Annotated in this window: 19 protein-coding genes and 3 pseudogenes; 11 read left to right on the top strand and 11 right to left on the bottom strand. The window is 73.7% G+C overall.

The window, feature by feature from the left end; all coding sequences use genetic code 11:
* Positions 1-13: 13 nt before the first annotated feature.
* Positions 14-520 (top strand): DinB family protein, encoded by a 507-nt coding sequence (locus ABIH81_RS28830; RefSeq protein ID WP_349878014.1) that lies wholly within the window; start codon positions 14-16, stop codon positions 518-520.
* Here ABIH81_RS28830 and ABIH81_RS28825 read toward each other — a convergent pair.
* Entirely contained in the window at positions 507-1,484 is a 978-nt protein-coding gene (locus ABIH81_RS28825) for a glycoside hydrolase family 88 protein (RefSeq protein ID WP_349878013.1), read from the bottom strand. The genes ABIH81_RS28830 and ABIH81_RS28825 overlap by 14 nt on opposite strands.
* Positions 1,485-1,607: 123 nt before the next feature.
* On the opposite strand from ABIH81_RS28825, the gene ABIH81_RS28820 reads away from it, so the two are divergent.
* Together ABIH81_RS28820 and ABIH81_RS28815 are read left to right on the top strand one after the other, a co-directional pair.
* Complete coding sequence (locus ABIH81_RS28820; protein ID WP_349878012.1) at positions 1,608-1,985, top strand: SCP2 sterol-binding domain-containing protein; 378 nt, start codon at positions 1,608-1,610, stop codon at positions 1,983-1,985.
* A complete protein-coding gene (locus ABIH81_RS28815; protein ID WP_349878011.1) occupies positions 1,982-4,060 on the top strand; it encodes a glycogen debranching N-terminal domain-containing protein in 2,079 nt (692 codons plus the stop codon). The genes ABIH81_RS28820 and ABIH81_RS28815 overlap by 4 nt, the downstream gene beginning before the upstream one ends.
* 12 nt (positions 4,061-4,072) lie before the next feature.
* Here ABIH81_RS28815 and ABIH81_RS28810 read toward each other — a convergent pair whose 3' ends face one another.
* Positions 4,073-4,810 carry a Pr6Pr family membrane protein gene (locus tag ABIH81_RS28810; RefSeq protein ID WP_349878010.1) on the bottom strand — a complete coding sequence of 246 codons (738 nt, stop codon included), beginning with the start codon at positions 4,808-4,810 and terminating at the stop codon, positions 4,073-4,075.
* 23 nt (positions 4,811-4,833) lie between these two features.
* Complete coding sequence (locus tag ABIH81_RS28805) at positions 4,834-5,526, bottom strand: hypothetical protein (RefSeq protein WP_349878009.1); 693 nt, start codon at positions 5,524-5,526, stop codon at positions 4,834-4,836.
* A 145-nt stretch (positions 5,527-5,671) separates the two neighbouring features.
* On the opposite strand from ABIH81_RS28805, the gene ABIH81_RS28800 reads away from it, so the two are divergent.
* Both ABIH81_RS28800 and ABIH81_RS28795 read left to right on the top strand, forming a co-directional pair.
* Positions 5,672-6,562 (top strand): DUF72 domain-containing protein, encoded by an 891-nt coding sequence (locus ABIH81_RS28800; RefSeq protein WP_349878008.1) that lies wholly within the window; start codon positions 5,672-5,674, stop codon positions 6,560-6,562.
* A 36-nt stretch (positions 6,563-6,598) separates the two neighbouring features.
* Entirely contained in the window at positions 6,599-6,808 is a 210-nt protein-coding gene (locus ABIH81_RS28795) for a GTPase activator (RefSeq protein WP_349878007.1), read from the top strand.
* Positions 6,809-6,812: 4 nt separating this feature from the next.
* Here ABIH81_RS28795 and ABIH81_RS28790 read toward each other — a convergent pair whose 3' ends face one another.
* The 5 genes from ABIH81_RS28790 to ABIH81_RS28770 form a co-directional block, all read right to left on the bottom strand.
* The gene (locus ABIH81_RS28790; RefSeq protein ID WP_349878006.1) at positions 6,813-7,196 is read right to left on the bottom strand and encodes a hypothetical protein; all 384 of its coding nucleotides are present in this window, start codon (positions 7,194-7,196) and stop codon (positions 6,813-6,815) included.
* 115 nt (positions 7,197-7,311) lie between these two features.
* Positions 7,312-7,941, bottom strand: coding sequence for a hypothetical protein (locus ABIH81_RS28785; RefSeq protein WP_349878005.1), 630 nt, complete (start codon positions 7,939-7,941; stop codon positions 7,312-7,314).
* Positions 7,942-8,054: 113 nt separating this feature from the next.
* Entirely contained in the window at positions 8,055-8,912 is an 858-nt protein-coding gene (locus ABIH81_RS28780) for an alpha/beta fold hydrolase (protein WP_349878004.1), read from the bottom strand.
* Positions 8,913-8,971: 59 nt separating this feature from the next.
* Positions 8,972-10,189: a glycosyltransferase gene (locus ABIH81_RS28775; protein WP_349881234.1), complete on the bottom strand. Its 1,218-nt coding sequence runs from the start codon at positions 10,187-10,189 to the stop codon at positions 8,972-8,974.
* Positions 10,190-10,590: 401 nt separating this feature from the next.
* Entirely contained in the window at positions 10,591-11,802 is a 1,212-nt protein-coding gene (locus ABIH81_RS28770) for a globin domain-containing protein (RefSeq protein WP_349878003.1), read from the bottom strand.
* Positions 11,803-11,957: 155 nt separating this feature from the next.
* Here ABIH81_RS28770 and ABIH81_RS28765 point away from each other — a divergent pair, with 155 nt between their 5' ends.
* Together ABIH81_RS28765 and ABIH81_RS28760 are read left to right on the top strand one after the other, a co-directional pair.
* On the top strand, positions 11,958-12,395 hold the full coding sequence (locus ABIH81_RS28765) for an Rrf2 family transcriptional regulator (RefSeq protein ID WP_349878002.1): 438 nt from the start codon (positions 11,958-11,960) through the stop codon (positions 12,393-12,395).
* Positions 12,395-13,027 (top strand): methyltransferase domain-containing protein, encoded by a 633-nt coding sequence (locus tag ABIH81_RS28760; RefSeq protein ID WP_349878001.1) that lies wholly within the window; start codon positions 12,395-12,397, stop codon positions 13,025-13,027. The genes ABIH81_RS28765 and ABIH81_RS28760 overlap by 1 nt, the downstream gene beginning before the upstream one ends.
* A gap of 40 nt (positions 13,028-13,067) precedes the next feature.
* On the opposite strand, the gene ABIH81_RS28755 is transcribed toward ABIH81_RS28760, so the two are convergent.
* A complete protein-coding gene (locus tag ABIH81_RS28755) occupies positions 13,068-14,324 on the bottom strand; it encodes a hypothetical protein (RefSeq protein ID WP_349878000.1) in 1,257 nt (418 codons plus the stop codon).
* 288 nt (positions 14,325-14,612) lie between these two features.
* Between ABIH81_RS28755 and ABIH81_RS28750 the strand changes: the two genes are divergently transcribed.
* The 4 genes and pseudogenes from ABIH81_RS28750 to ABIH81_RS28735 all read left to right on the top strand — a co-directional run.
* Complete coding sequence (locus ABIH81_RS28750; RefSeq protein WP_349877999.1) at positions 14,613-16,727, top strand: DNA topoisomerase IV subunit B; 2,115 nt, start codon at positions 14,613-14,615, stop codon at positions 16,725-16,727.
* A gap of 32 nt (positions 16,728-16,759) precedes the next feature.
* Positions 16,760-17,167 (top strand): annotated as a pseudogene (locus tag ABIH81_RS28745) (DNA gyrase subunit A); the annotation flags it as partial.
* A gap of 6 nt (positions 17,168-17,173) precedes the next feature.
* Positions 17,174-18,013: pseudogene (locus tag ABIH81_RS28740) on the top strand (LAGLIDADG family homing endonuclease); the annotation flags it as partial.
* Between the two features lie 441 nt (positions 18,014-18,454).
* A pseudogene (locus ABIH81_RS28735) lies at positions 18,455-20,536 on the top strand (DNA gyrase subunit A); the annotation flags it as partial.
* A gap of 611 nt (positions 20,537-21,147) precedes the next feature.
* On the opposite strand, the gene ABIH81_RS28730 reads toward ABIH81_RS28735, so the two are convergent.
* Both ABIH81_RS28730 and ABIH81_RS28725 read right to left on the bottom strand, forming a co-directional pair.
* Positions 21,148-22,485 carry a solute carrier family 23 protein gene (locus ABIH81_RS28730; RefSeq protein WP_349877998.1) on the bottom strand — a complete coding sequence of 446 codons (1,338 nt, stop codon included), beginning with the start codon at positions 22,483-22,485 and terminating at the stop codon, positions 21,148-21,150.
* Between the two features lie 95 nt (positions 22,486-22,580).
* Positions 22,581-23,216 (bottom strand): alpha-ketoglutarate-dependent dioxygenase AlkB, encoded by a 636-nt coding sequence (locus ABIH81_RS28725; RefSeq protein WP_349877997.1) that lies wholly within the window; start codon positions 23,214-23,216, stop codon positions 22,581-22,583.
* Positions 23,217-23,250: the final 34 nt, after the last annotated feature.

The following is a 23,250-nucleotide window of genomic DNA, read 5'->3' as shown; positions in this document are numbered from 1 at the left end:
GAGTGAGGTGCGCGTGGACGCGACGGACGTGCTGGCCGAGGCGTACGGGCGGTTGCCCGATCTGGTCGCCGGGGCGCTCGACGGGCTCGACGCGGCCCAGCTGCGGCGGGCGCCGGCCGACGGGGCGAACCCGGTCGGCTGGCTGGTCTGGCACCTCACCCGGATCCAGGACGACCACGTCGCCGACGTGATGGGGGAGCCGCAGCTCTGGGCCACCGGCGACTGGGCGGCGCGGTGCGGCCTGCGGCCCGACCCCGCCGACACCGGCTTCGGGCACGGCCCGGAGCAGATCGCCGCGGTACGCCCGGAGGACGGCGGTGTGCTGCTGGACTACCACCGGGCGGTGGTGGACCGGAGCCTCGCGTACCTGCGCGGGCTGCGCCCGGCCGACCTGGACCGGGTGGTCGACGAGAACTGGGATCCGCCGGTCACGCTCGGGGTGCGGCTGGTGAGCGTGCTCGACGACGACTTCCAGCACGTCGGTCAGGCCGCGTACGTGCGAGGGCTCATCCTGCGCTGAGCGCCGCACGGGCCCGGCGCAGCGCGGCGTGCCCGAGCAGGTGACACGCCTGCGCCTCGGGCGAGGTGCCGGGGCGCTCGAAGTCCGGCGCCCCGCTGACGCCGGTCACCCGGCCGTACGCGTCGATCCGCCGGGCGGCGGCTGCGAGCAGGTCCGCTCCCACGTCGAACCAGGACCGGGACAGCCATCCGCCGGCCACTCCGGTGAGGGCCGCGTACCCGAGCAGCTGGGCGGTGTTGGCCTCGCGGAACGCGTCCGGCTCGTCCAGCACGTCGGGGAAGAGCCCGTCCGCGCCCCGGTACGCGAGGCAGGCGGTCAGCACCTCCTCGACGTGCCCGGCCAGCTCGGCACGGACGTCACCCGGCCAGTCCGGCGCGAGCCGCAGCGCGCGGGCGATCCCGGCGACCACCCAGCCGTTGCCGGTGCCCCACGGGCCGGGCCGGTCCAGTTCACCCCGGTCCTCGTCCCAGCGGGCGGCGTACAGGCCGGTGCGCGTGTCGTACAGCCGTCGCCGGTGCCCCGCGACCTGCGCTGCGGCCGCCCCGGTCCGTCCGGTGAGCGCCAGCAGCGGCACCACCATGTAGACCGTGTCCGCCCAGACCTGGCGGCCGTCGAGCAGGTGGAACAGCGTGCCGTCGGCGGCCCGGGGCGCCCGGCGGGTCAGCCAGTCGAGCTGGGCGTCCAGTGCCACCGCGTACCGCCGGTCGCCGGTGCGGCGCGCGGCGTGCCGGACCACCTCGCCGCACGCGGCGCCGTTGACCGCGCCCACCGAGCCGGCCGCCTCCCCGAGCCGCCCGTCCGGCCGCTGCCGGGTCACCGCGGCGTCGGCGACCAGCACGGCTGCCTCGTCCAGGCCCAGGTCGAGCAGCGCCTGACCGAGGATCCCCTGCTCCCAGGACTCGCGCTGCATGGTCAGCAGCGCGAGCAGCACCCGGTCGGCGGTGGCGTCCCCGGTCGTCGGCATGGCCGCAGGGATACCCGCCGCGCCGCCGCGCCTCACCCGGACCGGGTGAGTTCGCCTCACCCGCCCGGCGGGGACGCTGCGGAACGAGCGGCGCCGGCCGCGACCACCGACGAGGAGGGCCCGATGAGCGTCTCGGCCGTGGAACACCTGACCCGGGGGACCGCCGGCCGGCACCCGGATCTGCCCGAGACCACCTCCGGCACCATCCGCCTGGATCTGCGCGACGACGGCTGCACCGAGCACTGGTACCTGACCATCGACCGGCAGGACGTCCGGGTGGACCGCCTGGCCGAGGAGGCGGACCTGGTGGTCGGCGCGGACCGGGAGGTGTTCGACCGGATCGCGGCGGGGCGCCTGCACCCGGCCGCCGCGCTGCTGCGCAACGACCTCGCCGCGCGGGGCGAACTGAAGCTGCTGATGACGCTGCGCCGGATCTTCCCCGGCCCGCCGGACGCCCGGGATCCCCGCGAGGTGGCCTGCGAGCGGGCGGCGGCCCGGTGAGGCAGGAACTGGTCCACGTCCTCGCCGGCAACGCGTTCGCGTTGAGCGACGCGCAGGGCGACATGGAACGCGACCCGTCCGCACCGATCGGCCTGTTCTCCTTCGACACCCGGTTCCTGTCCCACTGGGTGCTCACGATCGACGGCGAGCGGCTGCACGCGCTGTCCCGCGACGACCTGACCTACTTCAAGACCCGCTTCGTGCTGGTGCCGGGCGCGGCCAGTCACTACGTGGACGCCGACGTCTCGGTGATCCGGCATCGCTCGATCGACGAGGCGTACCACGAGAGCGTCACGGTGCTGAACCACTCGGCCGAACCCGCCGAGTACACGGTGCGGATGGAGATGGCCGGCGACTTCGCCGACACCTCCGAGATCCTGCATCCCGGCCCGCGCCGCCCGACTGTCGTCCCCGATCCGGAGGGGCGGCGGTTGCGGATCCGGTACGAGCGCGGGCGGTTCGCCCGGGAGACGTGCGTCTCCAGCACCGCCCCGGCCGAGGTGGACGCGCGCGGGATGACCTTCCGGATCCGCGTCGAGCCGCAGGGCGAGTGGCACGTCGACCTGCACGTCGCCATGATCATTCAGGGCGCGGGAGGGCGGGACCTGCGGGCCGACATCGAGTCCCACCGGCAGCACGTCCGCCAGGACATGCGGGACGGCCTCGAACGGTGGTTCAACCGGGCGCCGCACCTGGTCTCCGACCGGCCCGGGCTCACCGCCGTGTACCGGCAGGCCCTGACCGACCTGGCCGCCCTGCGCTACATGCCGCTGGCCTACACCGACCGGGTGCCGGTCGGCGGGATGCCCTGGGCGATGACGCTGTACGGGCGCGACGCGCTGTTCACCTGCCTCCAGACGCTGCCGTTCACGCCCGAGCTGACCCCGGCCACCCTGCACATGCTGGCGATGCTGCAGGGCGGCCGGCTCGACGACCGGCACGAGGAGGAACCCGGCAAGATCGTCGCCGAGATGCGGTACGGCGAGGCGGCCGCGTTCGACGAGCAGCCCACCGCGCTCTACTACGGCGCCGCCGACACCACGCCGCTGTTCGTGATCCTGCTCTACGAGTACGAGCGCTGGACCGGTGACGCCGGCCTGGTCCACGAGCTGCGGCACCCGGCCCGGATGGCGCTGGACTGGCTGACCCGCTACGGCGACCAGTGCGGCGACGGCTACCTGCGCTACCGGCCGCGCAACACCGACAGCGGGGTCGCCAACCAGACCTGGCGCAACTCCCCGGAGGCCGTCGCCGACCGGTACGGCGCGGTGCCGCCGTACCCGCGCGCCACGTGCGAGCTTCAGGGCTACGCGTACGACGCGCGGATCCGGGGCGCCCGCCTGGCCCGGGAGTTCTGGGGCGACCCGGGCTACGCCGAGCGCCTGGAGGCCGAGGCGGCGCGACTGCGGGAACGGTTCAACAGCGACTTCTGGCTGCCGCAGCAGGGCTACTACGCGCTGGCGCTCACCCCGGACGGCGAGCCGGTCGACGCGCTCACCTCGCACCTGGGGCACCTGCTGTGGAGCGGCATCGTGGAGCCGGACCGGGCCGCCGCGCTGGCCGGGCACCTGCGCGGGCCGGACCTGTTCTCCGGCTGGGGCGTGCGCACCTACGCGCAGGGGCAGCGGCCGTACAACCCGGTCGGCGCGCACCTCGGCGCGGTCTGGCCGTCGGACAACGCGATCGTCGCGGCGGGCCTGCGGCGGTACGGCTTCGACGAGGAGGCGGCCGCCATCGCCGCGGGCATGTTCGCGATGGCGGAGACACTCGGCGGCTCGGTCCCGGAGGTGATCGCCGGCTACCCCCGCGCGCTGACCAAGTACCCGGTCCAGTTGCCGGAGGCCGGGCGACCGCAGTCGTGGGCTTCGGGCGGGCTGCTGATGCTGCTGGCGACCATGCTGGGGTTGCGCCCGTGTGGAGAGAACCTGCTGGTGAACCCGGCGATCCCGGCCGGCTTCGGGCGGATCGAGCTGCTCGACGTGCCGGGCCGGTGGGGAAGGGCCGACTCGTACGGCCGGGAACGCGGGGCTGTCCGGTCGATGCGCGCGGGCGAGCCGCCCCGCCGGGCCGCCTGACCGGTCCGCCGCTCAGCCCGAACCGGTGGTCTCCCGCTGGGCCACCGAGGGCTCCACCGTCTCGGCCGGGGGTGGCGGATCCGCCGGCCCGGCCACGGGTGGCGGCTCCGCCGCTTCGGTGCGGCCGGCCCGGGCGAGCAGCCGGTCCACGCCCACGAACAGCAGGCCCAGCAGCCAGAACACGGTGGCGAACCCGACCGCGCTGACCGCAACCCCGTCGTAGCCGAGTTCGCCCGCGTCGATGAACGGGTACGGGTAGCTGTCCACGATCAAGCCGCGTACCAGCGCGAAACCGAGGTAGCCGACCGGGAACGCCAGCCACCAGGCGGCGTACCGGGGGCGCAGCCGGCCGCGCCGGTCGAACAGCGCCCAGTCGGCGACCGCCAGCAGCGGCACCACCGTGTGCAGGAACTGGTTGCCCCACCACTCACCCGGTTGCCGGTCCGGCTGGGCCATGGCGAACGGGCTGGCCGGGTTGGCCAGCACCAGGTGGTAGACGGTGCCGGTGATGGTGATGTAGAGGGTCACCGCGCCCTTGAGGACGCTCGGCGGCTCCGGCCGGTCACGCAGGGCGCACCAGCCGGCGTACCCGGCGAGGACGCCGACCGCCACGTTGCTCTGGATGGTGAAGTACGGCAGCAGGCCGGTCACGGTGGCCGGGCCGAGCGCGGTGAGCACGATGCCGGCCAGCACGGCGAGCACCACTGCGAGGCGGAGGAGGATCGCCGGTAGGCGACGCCGGGGGGTCACGGGGGCAAGTTACCAGCCGGTCGTCAGCCGGGACGCCGCCCGGGCGGGGTGCCGGACGGCGGCCCGGCGTGCCCGGGCGCTTGGCCGTCCACGCCCGGCGACCTGCCGTCCGGGTGAACCGGGTGCTCGGTCCTGCCGCCGCGCCGCGTGCCGTCGGCCTTGCCCGGCGGATCGTCGTCGCCCAGCAGCCCGGCGCAGAAGTCCGGCACGCGGTCGTGCCCCCCGGCGGCGGCGACGAGGTCGGTGAAGGCGGGCGTGGCCAGGGCGCGTCCCCGCTCCGGCTCGGCGACGGCCCGGTACGCGACGCACAGGCCGGGCGGTGAGGACGGGTGCGGTGTCCGGGGCGCCGGTGAGCCGGCCGGCGGGCTCGGCCGGGCCGACGGCGCAGGGGGTGCGGTGACGAGCGGCGGTGCCGCCGGACGCGCGGGCCGCGGCAGGTTCCCGGTCGCGGCGAGCGCGACGCCGCCGGTGAGGGACACGGCCAGTGCGGCCACGGCCGCCCGTCCGCCGATGCGGGCACGACGGCGACGGCGCATCCACCGTGCGGCCCGGAACGCCGCGACCGCTGCCGCCTCGCCGTCGAGTTCGCCCGTGCCGGGCGCGGCGCGGACCGCGTCCAGCACGGCGGCCAGTCCCGGCGGAGCGGCCGGCATGTCGCCGGAGCGGCCGGCGAGCAGCCGCTCGACGGTTTCCTGGTCCAGGCCGGATGCGTCCATCTCGTGACCCTCAGCGCCGCCACCCGGCCGGGCGTCACACTCCGGCACGGTGCAGAGCCGGTGAGGCCGGTCACCCGGTGCCGGTCACGGCCCGGACGGGCATCTCCGGTTGCCGATGTCCGGCGGTCGCGGTGAACTGAATTACATGGGTGTCATCAAGGTGGGCACGTCCTCGTGGGCCGACCAGATGCTGGTCCGCTCCGGCTGGTATCCGCGCGGGGTCAACACCCCCGCCGGGCGGCTCGGCTGGTACGCCGAGCGGTTCGGACTGGTCGAGGTGGACACCTCGTACTACGCCGTGCCGGCGCCGGAGACCACGGCGGGCTGGGCGGCCGCGACCCCGGCCGGGTTCACCTTCGACGTCAAGGCGTTCCGGCTGTTCACCGGCCACCACACGCCGGTCGACGCGCTGCCCCGCGACCTGCGTCCGGCCGGCGGCCCGAGCCGGATCCGCTGGCGCGACCTGCCCGCCGGGGCGTACGACGAGTTGTGGGACCGGTTCCACGCGGCGCTCGCGCCGCTCGTGGCGGCCGACCGGCTCGGCGCCGTGCTGTTGCAGTTCCCGCCGTGGCTGGCCCGCGGCGATGCGGCCCGGCGGCGGATCCTGGACGCGGCGCGGCGCTGCCGCCCCTGGCCGGTCACCGTCGAGCTGCGGCACTCGTCCTGGTTCGCCGGGGACGCGATGGCCGACACCGTCACGTTCCTGCGTGAGCACGACCTCGGGTACGCCTGTGTGGACATGCCGCAGGGGCACGTCTCCTCGGTGCCGCCGATCCTGGTCGCCACCACCGACCTGGCCGTGATCCGGTTCCACGGGCACAGCACGGCCTGGGAGAGCGGGGACAAGCAGGAGCGGTTCCGCTACGCCTACGGCGAGCGGGAGCTGCGGCACTGGTCGGTGCTGCTGCGCGAGCTGGCCGACCAGTGCGCCGAGCTGCACGTGCTGATGAACAACTGCTGCGGCGACCAGGCCCAGCGCGACGCCGCCCGCCTGGCCGGCCTGCTCGGCGTCGCGCCCGCCGCCGCGCGCGCCTGACGTTTCCTCAGCCGTCGTCCGGGTACCGCCGGGTGCATGGACGACCGCGAAGGGGGATCGGTGGAGAAGCGGTGCGGCGAGGACGAGCGAGACCCGCGAGCGACCCGGGAGGCCGAGGAGGCGCACGGCGGCAGCATGGCGCCGGGCCTGGTCGACGACACCGGGCACCCGGTGGCCGAGTCACCGGTGCCGGACAACGAGCCGTCGGCGCCGGGCCGGCCGGGTGAGGACGGCACCGGCTCCTGAGTTCTCAGGGACGCGTCTCCGGGTGCATCCCGGTCGCCTCCTCCAGCGCGTTGTCGCCGAGGTCGCCGTCCGCGCTGTCGTCCGGGAACGTCCGCCGCGACGGGGCCGGATCCGGCGGCGCGCCCGGCCCGGCCTCGGGCGTCCGGGTCGGTTCCACGGATCCGAACCCGTGCCGGCCCGCCTTCGGCCCGCCCGGTCCGGCGCCGGCCGCCCGGCGCTCACCGAGCCGCCCCTCGGGTACGGCGGTCTCCTCGCTGCCCTCGTCCATCGGGTCGCTTTCGCCAGCGCCCCACGGCGGGTCGGCGTCGAAGCCGTCGGTGGTGCCCCACGGCGCGGCCGACTCCGGCCCGCGCCCGTCACCCCTACCCGGCCGGTCCCTGCTGCTCATGGTCACCTCGCCTGGCTGCTGATGTCCGTGCCGCCCACTGACGGGCGGCCTGTCCGCGCCGGGGCACCGCGCGGCCGGTGACCCACCCCGATGTGGGTCGCCGGCCACGCGGCGGTCAACGGGCCGCCCCGACCAGATGACGTCCGGCCGCGCCCACGGCCGCCACCTTGCCGATGTTCTTCGGCGCGGACATCAGCCCGCCCGCGCGGTCCAGCATGCCCCGGAACACCTGGCCCGGTTTCTGCTGCTCGCCCATGTACGCCGACACCACGACCAGCGCGCCGGTCAGTGCCGGGACCGCCCACTGGAGCAGCTTCATCTGCCGCTGGCTGGAGGCGACGTTCGCCGGGGTGTGGTGGCTGGGCTCGGTGGTCCCCTCGACCGGCGGCCCGCCGGCCTTCTCCAGCCGCATGCCGACCAGCCGGCTGTAGCCGGTCACCGCCAGCGCGCCGACAGTGAGCGCGGTCTTCACCGCGCTCATCTTCCCCACACCCGCCTGGCGGGCCATCCGCGGGCTCTCGGTGACCAGTTCACCGACCGCGCCGGCCAGGTGCGCGCCGATCGCCGCCGCGTTGACGGGCGTCCACCGCGCCCACCCGGCCGAGGCCACCGGCAGCCGCTCCGTCGTGTCGTTGATCCGCGCCGCCGCGCCGTTGACGCCGAGCGCCCCCATCAGGGAACCGCCGAACCAGGCCGCCAGGCCCAGGTCGTGCATCGAGCGCAGCGTGGTGTGCCGTTCTGACATCAGATCCCCCTCCGCCGTGTTCGGGCGGTGCGGCATACCCACGATCGGGCGACTCACGCCCGGCGTGGCGGGGCGGAGGAGGGTTCAGCGCCGGGGGAGCGTGCCGGCGTGGCTCAGCGCCGGGGGAGCGTGCCGGCGAACGCGGCGATCCGGGCGGCCAGTGGAGCCGACGCGCGTACCCAGGTGAAGTGGTCGAGCGGCGCGCCCGCCTCGGCGACCGTGTAGCGGTGCCGCGTCACCGGCGCCGCGGTCAGCTTCTGGCAGAGGTGGTCGAGCGTCTCGTGCGGCGTGTACTGGTCGTCGTCGACGCTCACCGCGAGCACGGGTGTCCGGATCCGCCGCACGGCGGCCTCCGCGTCCACCCCGTCCAGCGCCGGGAACCGGCCGGTGCGGGCGGTGTGCGCCCAGTCCCGGATCACGCCGCGTGCCTGCCGGCCGCCGAAACCCCAGCCCGGCCACACGCCGAGCAGCCGGGCCGTCGCCGCGATCGCCTGGGTGTACGGCAGCACGCCCCACCCGCGCAGGCCCGGGTACCGCCGCCACCACGGCAGCCCCACCGCCACCAGGACCAGCCCGTCCACCCGGCCGTCGTCGTGCAGCGCCTGGTGCAGCACCGCCACCTGACCGCCGAGGGAGTGCCCGAGCAGCAGCCGGGTGCGGCCGTCCAGCCGCGGCTTGAGCGCGTCGAGCACGGCGCCGATGTCGGTGGCCATCTCCTGGTAGCCGTAGCGGCAGGCGCGCGACGGCGCGGGGGTGCTCTCGCCGGTGCCGCGCAGGTCCGCCACGATCACCGCGAGCCCGGCGTCGCGCAGCGCGGCGGCGAACGGCCGGTAGTAGCGGGCGCGCACGCCCATGGCCGGCCAGATCAGCACCACCGGCGCGCCGGGCGGACCGGCCGGCTCCGGGTAGACCTGCACACCGATGCGCGCGCCGTCGACGTCCACGAAATCCTGGGTGTAGTCCCCGCTCACCCGGATCAGCGTACGGCCCGAACCTTACCGGTGGGTAGCAAGGGGTGGCCGGATCCGCCTCACGCCACCGCCGGTGCGGGCCGGGCCGCGTTCGTCAGCGCCCCGTAGACGGCGACGAGCTGGTCCGCGCAGCGCCTCCAGGAGTACCGGCTGCGGACGCGGTCGAGCGCGGCGGTGGCGTACGCGAACCGGCGCACGTTGTCGCCGAGCAGCCGGCGCAGCGCGGTGCCGAGCGCGCGGGGGTCACGCGGCGGCACCAGGTCGCCGGTGAGCCCGTCCACCACGCTGTCGGCGATGCCGCCCACGTTCGTGCCGATCACCGGCACGCCGCAGGCCATGCCCTCCAGCGGGGTGAGCCCGAACGGCTCGTACCAGGGAGCGGCCACGAGCACGTCCGCCGACCGGTACCAGGCGGCCATCTCCTCGCGCGGCACACCGCCGAGCAGCCGTACCCGGTCGGCCACGCCGCACGAGTCGGCGAGCGCGGACAGCCGGCGGGCGAACGTGTCGGCGGGTAGCAGGTGGGCGGGCGGGCCGCCGACCACGACGCACTCCGCGTCCGGCACCGCCGGTAGCGCCCGGACCACGTCCAGGAAGCCCTTGCGCTCGACCATCCGCCCGACGGTGAGGATGCGCGGGCGGGCCGGGTCGCGCGGCGCGACCGGGCCGTCCGGGCGGAACACCGCCTCGTTGACGCCGGACGGGACCAGCGCCATCCGGGACCGGGGCACGCCCATCCGGACCAGCTCGGCGACCTCGTCCGAGCACTGCACGACGACCCGGTCCACGGCCCGGCCGAGCGCCCGCTCGTAGCCGGCGCGCCCTGGTGGACTGGTGTCCCGGGCATCCTGGTGGCGGCGCTTGACGGTGCCGAGCGCGTGGTACGTCAACACGGTCGGCACGCCGGTGCGGCGGCTTGCGTGCACGGTGGCCAGTCCGCTCATCCAGAAGTGCGCGTGCGCCACGTCCGGGGTCCAGCCGCCGCGCCGCCAGGTGTCGGCCAGCCGGCTCCCGAACTCGCCCGTGTACGGCAGCAGGTCGTCCTTCGGCACCCGCCGCGCGGGACCGGCCGCCACATGGCACACCTGGTAGCCGTCCGGCGCGTCGACCGCCTCGGGCAGCGCGGGGGAGTCACGGCGGGTGTAGACGCGGACGTCGTGGCCGGCAACGGTGAGCGCGGACGCGAGTTCTGCCACGTGCGTGTTCTGGCCGCCCGCGTCCTCCTCGCCGGGGGCGGCGAGCGGGCTGGCGTGCTGGGAAATCATCGCGATGCGCATGTTCTCGTCCTCCAGGATCCGGTCCCAGTCGGCGAGGAAGCGGTCCGGACCGGACCGCTCCTTCGCCACCTCGCGTGCCCGTGCGCCGAGTCGGTACGCGGCGTCGGCGTCGCCGGTCAGCCCGCGCGCCGGCTCCACGAGCATGCCGACGCGGGTGGCCGGCGCCCCGGCGTCCGGTGGGGCGGCGGCCACCGCTTCCGTGGTGGCCGGAAGATCGCGTTGATGCCGGGGACGCGCATGGGTGGACCCGTACCCTCGGGTTCCGCCCCTAACCAGTAGATCATCGACTTCTCTGCGGGCCCGTCTCCTCCGCTGTGGAGGCTCCGGACCCTGGCCAGGGCATCGACACGCGTCCCCGGACCGAAAAACGGGTCTGCGGAGTCCTGTTTCGCGGCGCGGCGTCAGCCCGGCAGCATCCCGGGGCCGAACACCTCGTAGGCGATCCGCTCGGCCGGCACACCCCGGCGCAGCAGGTTGCCCCGCACCAGGTTCATGAACGCGATCGGGCCGCACAGGTGCACGGCCGCCCCGGCGGGCAGCGGGAGCCGGTCCGGGTCGATCAGTCCGGCGGACACCTCCGCCTTCAGGCCGGGCAGGTCGGCCCCGGCGGCGTCGAGATACCAGAGCTGGACGGCCAGGTTCGGCAGCCGCTGCTGGAGCGCGGGAAGTTCCGCACGCAGCGCGTGCGCCTCGGCGTCCCGGTCGGCGTGCGCCAGCGTCACCCGGCGTCCGGGGTCGCGGTCGGCCAGGTGCGCCAGCGTCGCCATCGCCGGGGTGAGCCCGATGCCGGCACTGACCAGCAGCAGCGGCCCGTCGCCGCCGGTGGCGTCCACGTCGCCGAACGCCGGGCTGAGCCGCAGCGTGTCGCCGACGGTCACCCGGTCGTGCAGGTGACCGGAGACCATCCCGTCGGGCGCGCCGCCCTCCCCGCGTACCCGCTTCACGGTGATCCGCCACTGGTCGGCGCCGGGCCGGCCGGAGAGGCTGTACTGGCGGATCTGCTGCCCCCGGCCGCCGTCCAGGTCGACGGCGACCGAGACGTACTCGCCGGGGGTGAAGCCGGGCGCGGCGCCGCCGCCGGCCGGCGCGAGGGTGAGCGAGACGACGTCGGCGCTCTCCCTGGTGCGGCCGGTGACCCGCCAGTCCCGCCACACCGGGCCGCCCTCGGGCACGCCGGCGCCGGCGTAGAGCCGCGCCTCGCGGGCGATCAGCTCGCAGGCCAGCAGCCAGTAGACCTCGTCCCAGGCGGCGGCCACCTCCGGGGTGACCGCGTCGCCGAGCACCTCGCCGACCGCGGCGAGCAGGTGCCGCCCGACGATCGGGTACTGGGTGGCGGTGATGCCGAGCGAGGCGTGCTTGTGCGCGATCCGGTCCAGGACCGGGCCCCACGGCATGCCGGTGTCGCCGGTCAGGTGCGCCGCGTACGCGACCACGGCGGAGGCGAGCGCGGCCTTCTGCGCCCCGGTGGCCTGGTTGCCCCGGTTGAACAGGTCCAGCAGGTCCGGGTGGGCGTCGAACATCCGCTGGTAGAAGCGGCCGGTGATGGCCTCGCCGTGCGCCCGCACGACGGGCAGGGTGGCGGTCACGACCGCTGCTGAGGATTCCGAGAGCACGACCGAATCTCCTTCCGGGGCTCGAACAGGTCGATCCCCACGAAACAGGAATTGGTTATTCCCGTTTTAGGGCCGAAGGTCCCGGTGCCGGGGTGGCATGGGTCACCGTGAATCTGCTGGTGTCCTGGAGGGCGCCGAGTGGCTAGGGTCGGTGCGTGAGGCTCAACCGGTCGACCGACATGGCGCTGCGGATCGCCATGCTGACCGCCGCGTCCCCGGTGCGGGCCACAGTCGACGAACTCGCCACCCGGCTCGCGCTGCCCCGCAGCCACGTCGCCAAGGTGGTGCAGCGGCTGCAACGCATCGGAGTCCTGGTGACCATCCGGGGCCGCTCCGGCGGCGTGGCCTTCGCCGAGCACGCCGCGGACATCACCGTCGGCCGGGTGGTCCGCGCCTTCGAGGGCGACGGCGAGGTGGTCGACTGCGCGCAGCCGGTCTGCCCGCTGATCGCGGAGTGCCGGCTGCGCGGTGAGCTGCGGCGCGCGCAGGCCGCGTTCCTCGCCGTGCTCGACGGGGTACGCCTCGGCGACCTGGTCGACGGATCCGCCGGCCCGCTCCTGCTCAGCCTCGGCGTGCCACCGGCCGGTCGCTGATGGCCGTCTCCCATCCGATCTTCTCCCGGCTGTTCGCCCGCGCCAGCGTCGCGATGGACCAGGCCGGCATGGCCGAGCACCGCCGCCGCCTGGTCGACGGGCTGCGCGGCCGGGTGGTCGAGGTCGGCGCCGGCAACGGGCGCAACCTCGCGCACTACCCGCCGGGGGTGAGCCGGGTGGTCGCCGTCGAGCCGGAACCACGCCTGCGTGCCCTGGCCCGCGCCGCCGCGCCCGGCGCCCCGGTCCCGGTGACGGTCGCCGCCGGACTGGCCGAGGCGCTGCCGGTCGCCGACGGCGCCGCCGACGCGGTGGTGCTGTCGCTCGTGCTCTGCTCGGTGCCGGACCAGGCGGTCGCGCTGCGCGAGGCGCGGCGGGTGCTGCGGCCCGGCGGGGAACTGCGCTTCTACGAACACGTGGTGGCCGCCACGCCCGGCCTGCGCCGGGCCCAGCGCATCGCCGACGCCACGCTCTGGCCGCTGTTCTGCGCCGGCTGCCACACCGCCCGGGACACGGTGGCCGCGATCCGGGCCGCCGGTTTCGAGGTGACCGAACTGGACCACTTCCGTTTCCCGCCGACCGGGCTGCCGGCCCCGGCCTCGCCGCACGTGCTCGGCACCGCGATCCGGGCCTGACGCCGGACCGGGCCGGATGCCCGGCCCGGTCCCGGCGTGCTCAGCTCACATTCACCGTGCCGTCCGGGGCGCGGACGCAGGAGACGGTACGGGCGCCGGTGGCCGCCGCCCCGGCGAGGCACCGGCCGAGCACCTTGTGCCCGGCGGCGTTCGGGTGCCACGACTCCTGGCAGGTCTGGAAGTACGTGCCACAGGCGTTGGCGATCCGCTGGATGTCGAGCTTGTCGTACCCGGAGAGGCTGGTGACGAACGTGCCGGTCGGGCCGTCCATCAGCCGGATCGGCGTGGCCAGGGCGTTGCCCGGGCTGCCGGTCGACTCGCAGAGCCGGGCGCCGTCGAACGCGCGCTGCACGTTCAGGTAGACCAGGTCGTCCTGCGGGAACTCGGCGGCCAGCGTGCCGCGTACCGAGCTGACGAGCGTGCCGAGCCCCTGCGAGAAGCGGTGGCCGGGCGCCAGGCTGGCCCGGTGGATCGGGCAGCCGGCCGCGTACCGCTCGGCGCCCAGCGCGCGGAACTTGTCCCGGGTGTCGTCGCGGCTGTCCTCGGTCCAGTAGCTCTGGTCCAGCTCGAACGGCAGCGGGTTGGTGTAGTCCTGGAACACCACCCGGTGCTGCCCGTCGGCGTCGATCTGGTCCAGCGTGGCCAGCAGTTGCCGCAGCGCCGTGGTGGTCTCCGCGGTGGCGGCGGTGAACTGCGCGGCCGTGCCCAGGTCGGCGTCGGTGCACGGCTTCTGCTCCACCGGCCCGCCCAGGTACGCCCAGAACTCCCACCAGCCGGTCCACGCGTCGGCGATGAACCGGTTGGCGCACTTCTCCGCCACGCTGCCGAAGGTGAACGAGCTGTTGTTCGAGCCGAGGCCGACGAGGACCAGGTCGATGTCGTGGGTCCGGGCCACCGTCCGGAGCTGGTCGAGCTGGGCGGCCACCTGCCGCCCCTTGGCCCGCGTCGACGAGGCGTTCGCGATGTCGTACGGCTGGCCGCCCGAGCAGGCCAGGTTGAACCGCGCGGAGATGCCGGGCAGGTCGGCCTGGAACAGCGAGGCGTTCGGCGAGCGGTGGCAGAAGTAGGCGTTGGCGTTGGCGGCGGACCAGCCGGGGAAGCCCTGGGCCACCCCATTGACGTCGACCACCGGCGCGTACGCCCCGGCGCCCTCACCGCTGATGAAGCTGTCGCCCAGCGCCACCGCGGCGGTGGGCAGCGCGGCTGCGGCCGGCCGGGCGGGCGCCGCGGCGGCGGGTAACGCCACCGTGGCGAGCGCCAGCGCCGCCGCGAGCACGGAACGACGGAACACGGACATGCCCGACCTCCCAGACATCGAAATGTGAAAGATTCTTCAGGGGGGCGATCAGATCACGCGCGTGTGACGGACGTCAATGGTTCGACATCCGCGGCCCCGCACCGGGGAAGACATCCGGCGCCCGGGGCGTTGTGCCGCCTGGACCCCCCGCTCGTCCGCCGGACCGCCGTACACGGCCACGGCGCGGACCCGGGCGGCAGTCGATCGCGCAACGCACCGCCCCGGTGCCGCCGACCTGTCGGGGCACCCGGCTAGGCTCGCTCCGGCGCGCCGCGCCCGGCGATCATCGTGGGGGGATCACACGGTGAACGGCACCACACCGCCGAGACCTGGGAGTACGACCAGTTGACCGCACAGCCTGACACCCTCTACGGGGCCGACGACCTGACGCATCTGGAGGGCCTCGACGCCGTCCGCAAGCGCCCGGGCATGTACATCGGCTCGACCGACAGCCGTGGCGTGGGTCACCTCGTCAACGAGATCCTCGACAACTCGACCGACGAGGGTGTCGCCGGTCACGCCACCACTGTCGACGTGATCCTGCACGCCGACGGCTCGGTCCAGGTCGACGACGACGGCCGGGGCATCCCCACCGACGTGCACGCCAAGTCCGGCATCTCCGGCGTCGAGCTGGTGCTGACCCGCCTGCACGCGGGCGGTAAGTTCGGCGGCTCCGGCTACAAGACCTCCGGCGGCCTGCACGGTGTCGGCGCGTCAGCGGTCAACGCGCTGTCCCGCCGCTTCGACGTCACCGTCCGGCGCGGCGGCAAGGTCCACGCCATGTCGTTCCGCCACGGCGTGCCGGGCGTCTTCGACGGCGACGGCCCGGACGCGCCGTTCACCCCGGGCCCCGGCCTCCAGATCGTCGGCGCGATGAAGCGCGGCCAGCGCACCGGCACCTCGATCCGCTGGTGGCACGACCCGCGCTACTTCGAGACCGGCGCCGCCCTCGACGCCGAGGCGGTCCGGCTCAAGCTGCGCAACACCGCGTTCCTCGTCCCCGGCGTGGCCTACCGGCTGCGCGACGAGACCGGCGAGCAGCGCGTCGAGGAGAGCTTCCACTTCCCCGACGGCCTCACCGACATGGTGGAGTTCCTCGCCCCGGCCGGCGACCGGCCGGTCTCCGGCACCCTGCTGGTCACCGGCGAGGGCACCTACCGGGAGAACGCCGCCGACGCCAACGGCGTCATGCAGTCCAACGTGCAGCGCCGCGCCGAGGTCGAGGTGGCGTTCCGCTGGGGCACCGGCTACGAGCGCACCGTCGAGTGCTTCACCAACACCATCCGCAACGCCCACGGCGGCACCCACCGCAAGGGCTTCGAGCGGGCGCTGGCCCGTACCCTCGCCGAGGCCGCCCGCAACGCCCGCGGCCTGCTCAAGCCCAAGGAGGACGCGCCCACCCTGGACGACGTCCTGGAGGGCATGACCGCCGTGGTGCACGTGCGCATCCCGGAGCCGCAGTTCACCTCGCAGACCAAGGACGAACTGTCCACCGCCGGCATCACCAAGGTGCTCCAGGGCCTGGTCGAGGCGCACCTCAAGAGCTGGCTGGACGACCGCCGGACCAAGGCCGAGGCCCGCACGGTGCTCCAGAAGATCGTCGACGCGGCCCGGGTCCGGCTGACCCAGAAGCAGCAGAAGGACGCCGCCCGCCGCAAGACCGCGCTGGAGGGCGCGGCCATGCCGGCCAAGCTCGTCGACTGCCGGGCCGCGGGCATCGAGAGAAGTGAACTGTTCATCGTGGAGGGGGACAGCGCCCTCGGGACGGGGCGCCTCGCGCGGTCCTCCGAATACCAGGCGCTGCTGCCGATCCGCGGCAAGATCCTCAACGTGCAGAAGGCCAGCCTCCAGCAGGTGCTGGACAACGCCGAGTGCGCCGCGATCGTGCAGGTGCTCGGCGCCGGCTCCGGGCGGACGTTCGACCTGTCCACCCTGCGGTACGGCCGGGTGCTCATCATGGCCGACGCGGACGTCGACGGCGCGCACATCCGTACCCTGCTGATCACGCTGTTCGCCCGCTACATGCGGCCGCTGATCGAGGCCGGGCGGCTCTACGCGGCGATGCCGCCCCTGCACAAGATCACGACCAAGGGGCGCAACCCGCAGACCGTCTACACCTACACGCAGGCGGAGATGGAAGCGACTGTGCGCAAGCTGGAGAAGGCCGGCAAGCAGATCGTCACGCCGATCCCGCGCTTCAAGGGCCTCGGTGAGATGGACGCCGACGAACTGTGGGAGACCACCATGAACCCGGCCACCCGGGCGGTCCGCCGGATCACACTCGACGACGTCGAAGCCGCCGAGCGGATCCTCGAACTGCTCATGGGGGAGAAGGTCGAGCCCCGCCGCAACTGGCTGATCGACTCGGCCGACCGGGTCGACCGCGACGCCATCGACGCCTGACCAACGGGTTCGTCTCGGAAGGAAACCGCACCATGGCACGCCGCAAGGACGACCGCGCGAAGGCGGACCTGGCCGCCTTCGACCAGGCCGGCGCTCGCGTCTTCGACAACCCGCTGGTCACCGAGGTCTCGGACTCCTACCTGGAGTACGCGTTCTCGGTCATCCACTCCCGCGCCCTGCCCGACGCGCGCGACGGGCTCAAGCCGGTGCACCGGCGCATCCTCTGGTCGATGCACGAGCAGGGCCACCGCCCGGACCGCGGCCACGTCAAGAGCGCCCGAATTGTCGGTGATGTGATGGGCAAGTACCATCCGCACGGTGATACTGCGATTTACGACGCTATGGTGCGGCTGGCGCAGGACTTCTCGCTCAATGTCCCGCTGATCGACGGGCACGGCAACTTCGGCAGCCCGGACGACGGCCCGGCCGCGGCCCGCTACTGCGTCGTGGGTGACACCCGGATCCGCCTGGCCGGTGGCAGCAGCCCACGGATCGGTGATGTGGTCGACCTGCCGCCGAACAGCGAGGCGGAGGCCGATTTCGAAGTCCTCGACAAGGACGGCAAAGCGGTTCGCGTCAACAAGGTCTTCAACTCGGGCGTCCACCCGACGCTCCGGATCACGACTGAGACCGGATTCTCCCTGCGTGGTACTGAGAATCATCTGGTTCTCTGCCTCGAAGCTCCGATGGGCGTCCCTGTCTTCCAGTGGCGCCGGCTCGACGAGGTGACGCCGGGCTCGGTGGTCTGTATCGCTCGGAACGCCTGGAACCAGGTCGTCCCCACCGCTCGCGAATACACGCTCGGGGTGCTCGGTGGTGCCTGGGTCTCCGAAGGCTTCGCGAGCGAGTCGCGGGCAGGATTCAGCAATACCGATGAGCATTTCTTCGGCGAGGTTCTGCATGCCTACGACCAGGTCGTGGGTGGACGACGCTACGTCAACGACCGGCACACGCGCCGAGACCGTCGCCGCATACACGAACTCGACGTCCAGGACGTCGCAGGCGGGATGGATGCCTTCCGGGCGAGTCCACTCGCCGAGCTCATCGGTCACCAGGCGAGGGACAAGTTCGTGCCCGAGTTTGTCTGGGCAGGAGGGTGGGGCATCAAGCGGGCCTTCCTGATGGCCCTCTTCGAAGGCGACGGCGGAGTCCGCGTCGCCAATAGCAGCTTCACCATCCAGTACACCAGCTACAGCGAGCGTCTGACTCGGGAGGTGCAAGAACTGCTCGCGGAGTTCGGCGTGATCGCCTGTCGACGCCACTACACCCGGCCCAGTGGCTCGGTGGAGCACCGCTTGGTGATCTCGGGGACGCGAAACATCAGGGCCTTCGCAACTCGTGTCGGCTTCCTCCGCACCAAGCAGGCGGTGCTGGCCAAGATGCTGCGGCACGCGCCGCTGCGCCCGCGTCGGCTCAGTCAGGACCACGTCCCCTTTGTGGCCGACTACGTGCGCAGCAGCATCGACTTCGATCGTCGGGGCAGCGGACGCAAGTGGCTCACCAGCCACAACTTCGATCGTGTCGAGCGGTGGGAGACCGAACGACTCCGCATCATCGACCGCATCAAGGACACCGAAATCCTTGCCACCATCCTGCCCGTCATGGATGCGGGCTATCGGTACGAGAAGGTCGTCGCCGTCTCTCCCGACGAGCCGGCGGAGGTCTATTCCGTTCGAGTGGAATCCGCTGACCACTCCTTCCTGGCCGGTGGATTCGTCAACCACAACACCGAGGCCCGGATGTCCCGGGAGGCGATGCTGCTCACCGGCGAGCTGGGTGAGGACACCGTCGACGTCGAACCGAACTACGACGGCTCCCTGACCCAGCCCACAGTGCTGCCGGCGGCGTTCCCGAACCTGCTCGTCAACGGCGCGTCCGGGATCGCGGTCGGCATGGCCACCAACATGATCCCGCACAACCTCGGCGAGGTGGTCCAGGCCGCCCGGTGGCTGATCAACCACCCGGACGCCACACTCGACAAGCTCATGGAGTTCGTGCCCGGCCCCGACCTGCCGACCGGCGGGCTGCTGCTCGGCCTGGACGAGGTGCGCCGCGCGTACGAGACCGGGCGCGGCGTGGTGCGCATGCGCGGCCGGGTGGAGATCGGCCCGCTGGAGGGCAGCCGCGGCCGGCAGGCCATCACCGTCACCGAGCTGCCGTACGGCGTCGGCGCCGAGAAGGTCATCGCGGCCATCACCAACGAGGTCAACAAGACCAAGCGGCTGACCGGCATCGCCGACGTCAAGGACCTCACCGACCGGGAGAACGGCACCCGCCTGGTGGTGGAGTGCAAGGTCGGCGTGAACCCGCAGGCGCTGCTGGCCGACCTCTACCGGCTCACCCCGCTGGAGCAGTCCTTCGGCGTGAACAACCTGGTGCTCGTCGACGGCCAGCCACGCACGCTGGGGCTCAAGGAACTGCTCGACGTGTTCCTGGCGCACCGCTACGAGGTGGTGACCCGGCGCAGCGCGTACCGCAAGCGCAAGCGGGAGGAGCGCCTGCACCTGGTCGACGGCCTGCTGATCGCCCTGCTCGACATCGACCGGGTGGTCAAGCTGATCCGCGCCAGCGAGGACGCCCAGGCCGCCAAGGACGGCCTGATGCAGAAGTTCAAGCTCTCCGAGATCCAGGCGAGCTACATCCTGGACACCCCGCTGCGCCGGCTGACCAAGTACGACCGGCTGGAGCTGGAGGCCGAGCAGGAGAAGCTGCGCGGCGAGATCGCCGAGCTGTCGAAGATCCTGGACGATGACAAGGTGCTGCGGAAGGTGGTCTCCGACGAGCTGGCCGCAGTGGTCAAGCAGTTCGGCGCGCCGCGGCGTACCACGCTCGTCGACGGCGACCTCAAGGAGGTGCTCGCCGCTTCGGTGCCCGCCGGTCCGCTGGAGGTCGCCGACGACCCGTGCCAGGTGATCCTCTCCGCCACCGGGCTGGTGGCGCGGACCGCGGCCGAGTCGGAGGAGGCCGCCGAGGCGCGCCGGCGCAGCGGCCGGGTCAAGCACGACGCGGTACGCGCGATCGTGCACTCCACCGCCCGCGGCCGGGTGCTGCTGGTGACCAGCGCCGGCCGCGCGTTCAAGATCGACGTGTTGCCGTTGCCGGTGCTGCCGGAGCAGTCCGGCACGGTGTCGCTGCGCGGCGGCATGTCGGCGGCGGAACTGGTGCCGCTGGAGCCGGGCGAGACGGTGGTCGGGCTCGCTCCGCTGGGACCGTCCGCGCAGGGGTCGCCCGGCCTGGCGCTCGGTACCCGGGCGGGCGTGGTGAAGGTGTGCGCCCCGGACTGGCCGGTCCGTTCCGACGAGTTCGAGGTGATCTCGCTGCGCGACGGTGACGAGGTGGTCGGCGCGACCTGGCTGACCGACGGCGCCGAGACGCTGGCGTTCGTCTCCTCGGAGGCGTCGCTGCTGCGCTTCGCCGCATCGGTGGTACGCCCGCAGGGGCTCAAGGGCGGCGGCATGGCCGGCATCAACCTGCCGGGCGACGCCCGGGTGGTCTTCTTCGGCGCGATCCGCACCGACGACGCGAAGCACGGTGAGCCGATGGTGGTCACCTCGACCGGAGCCACGGTGAAGGTGACGCCGTTCAAGGCGTACCCGGCGAAGGGGAGGGCGACCGGCGGCGTGCGCGCGCAGCGGTTCCTCAAGGGTGAGCTGGAGCTGTCGGTGGCCTGGATCGGCCCGCGACCGGTGGGCGCGACGGCCACCGGCGACCCGGTGGAGCTGCCCCCGGCCGATCCGCGCCGCGACGGCTCCGGTTTCGCCGTGATGCTCGGCCCCACCGTCGTAGGCCACCACATCGACCGCGACTGACGAGGCAGGGGCGGGCGGCGTGTGCCACCCGCCCCGACCGGTCGGTCGCTCCGCTCGTCTCCTACCTTCGCCCTCACCGACCCGGCAGCTCACCGGACGGGACAGCCTCACCGGGCGCGGCGGCGTCACCTGGCCCGGCCGGCGGCCCAGCCGTCCGGCCGCCCGACCTACCGTCTCGTGCCCGCCCCTTTCGGCCCCGGATCGACCCGGTTGATCAAGGAGTTTGCGGCCTCTTCACGCCTCCCGCCGGCCGCAAACTCCTTGATCACCGCGGCGGGTGGTGCGGCGGACCAGGGCACCTGGGGCTGGCTGGCGGCTGCTTGGCGCTGGGGTGTGCGGTCGCACCCCCATCGCGTGTTGACCAAGGAGTTAGTGGCCGCTTCGAGCCGTCTGCCGACCCTAAACTCCTTGATCACCGCAGCGGGCGCCCCTGGCGAACTGGGCGCCCGGCGAATTCCGGGTGTCTGGACATTCCCACCCTGCCCCGCACGGTCGATCATGAGGTTAGCGGCGACAAAACGGACACCGAATGCGGCCAACCTCATGATCGACGCAGCCGGGGCAGGGCGGGGGTGGGGGCAGGGGCAGGGCGGGGCCCGGGGCGGGTGGGGTCAGAGTTCGGGTTCGGGGGACTGGCGGGACTCGGGGGTGGTGCCGCGCAGGCGGGCGATCAGGCGCATGCCGTGGTAGATCGCCAGGGCGGCAGCCGTGCCCAGGGCGATGCCGTTGAACGACAGGTCGCCGGCGGTCAGCGTGTAGTTGGCGGCGCCGACGATCACCGCCACCGCGGCGGTGAACAGGTTGATCGGGTCGTGGAAGTCGACCCGGCTCTCGATCCAGATCCGGGCGCCCAGGATGGCGATCAGGCCGTACAGGGCGGTGGTGGCGCCACCGAGCACACCGGCCGGGACGGTGAGGATCAGCGCGCCGAACTTCGGGCAGAGCCCCAGCAGGATTGCCGTGCCGCCGGCCACCCAGTACGCGGCGGTGGAGTAGACGCGGGTCGCCGCCATCACGCCGATGTTCTCCGCGTACGTGGTGGTGCCGGAACCGCCGCCGGACCCGGCCAGCACGGTGGCGACGCCGTCGCCGAGCAGCGCCCGGCCCATGTCGCGGTCCAGGTTGCGGCCGGTCATCGCGGCGACCGCCTTGACGTGCCCGGCGTTCTCCGCGATCAGCACGAGGATCACCGGGATGACCAGCACGACGGCGCGCGCGTCGAAGCTCGGCGTGTGGAACTCGGGGAAGCCGACCCACGCCGCCTGGCGCAGGCCCCTGACCGCCTGCTGGTCGAGGTTGCCGGTGAGCGCGGCGAGCACCCAGCCGACCACCACGCCGATCAGGATCGACAGGCGCGCCACGAAGCCGCGGAACAGCACGGTGGTGAGCAGGATCGCGACGAGGGTGATCACGGCGATCAGCGGCTGCGCCTTCACGCCGGTGCCGGAGCCGCCGCCGTCCCAGGCGACCGGCGCGAGGTTGAGGCCGATCAGCATGACGATCGCGCCGGTGACCACCGGCGGCATGAGGGCGTCGATCCAGCGGGAACCGGCCACCTGCACCACCACGCCGACGATCGCGAGCGCGACGCCCGCGACGACGATGCCGCCGAGGGCCGCGCCGATGCCGCCGTCGGTCTTCGCGGCCAGCACCGGCGCGATGAAGGCGAACGACGAACCGAGGTACGAGGGCAGCCGGTTGCCGGTGATCAGCAGGAACAGCAGCGTGCCGAGCCCGGAGAACAACAGCGTGGTGGCGGGCGGGAAGCCGGTGATCAGCGGGACGGTGAAGGTGGCGCCGAACATGGCGACCACGTGCTGCACGCCCACGCCGATGGTGCGCGGCCAGGAGAGTCGTTCGTCGGGCCGGACCACGTCGCCGGGGCGTACCTGGCGGCCGTCGCCGTGCAGGGTCCACGGGGACCAGCGGGAGGTGGGGGACTGGGTCATCGGTCGCCCTTCGCGTCATCGGGTGACGGGGGCGTGATCGACCCTGGGAGTTGTTTCTAGCACGTGCGCTGCCCGGATGTGGGCCCGGTCCGGCCTCAGGCGACGCCGGTGGGACGGAACTGGACGCTGACCCGGGGGCCGACCGGGCGCGTGGTCTTCGGCACCGCGTGCTCCCAGGTGCGCTGGCAGGAGCCGCCCATGACCACGAGGTCGCCGTGGCCGAGCGGGAACCGCAGGCTGCCGCCGCCTCCGCCGCGGGGGCGCAGCAGCAGCGCGCGCGGGGAACCGAACGAGACGATCGCCACCATGGTGTCGGTGTGCGCGGAGCGGCCGTGGGTGTCGCCGTGCCAGGCCACGCTGTCGCGCCCGTCGCGGTAGAGGCACAGGCCGGCGGTGACGAACGGTTCGCCCAGCTCGGGCGCGTAGTGCCGGGTGAGCGCGTCCCGGGCCGCGGTGAGCACCGGGTGCGGCAGCGGCCGGCCGGCGGCGTACCAGCAGAGCAGCCGGGGCACGTCGACCTCGGTGTCGTACATGGTGCGGCGCTCGGCCCGCCAGGGCACCTCGTGGCGCAGCGTGCCGAGCACCTCGTCGGAGCCGCGCACCCAGCCGGGCAGGTGGTCGACCCAGGCGCCCCGGCTCAGCTCGTGCCGGCGCAGCCGACCGGCGAGCGGGCCCAGGGCCGGGCCCTGCTCGGCCAGGTCGAGCATCGAGGGCTGGTACGCGTCGGACACGCCGCCGATCGTACCGTGCACTCGAACAGGCGTA

Source organism: Micromonospora sp. HUAS YX12, assembly GCF_040215685.1.
Taxonomy (GTDB): Bacteria; Actinomycetota; Actinomycetes; order Mycobacteriales; family Micromonosporaceae; genus Micromonospora; species Micromonospora tulbaghiae.
Note: the sequence above shows the minus strand (reverse complement) of the source record. Positions and strands in the feature narration are given on the sequence as shown.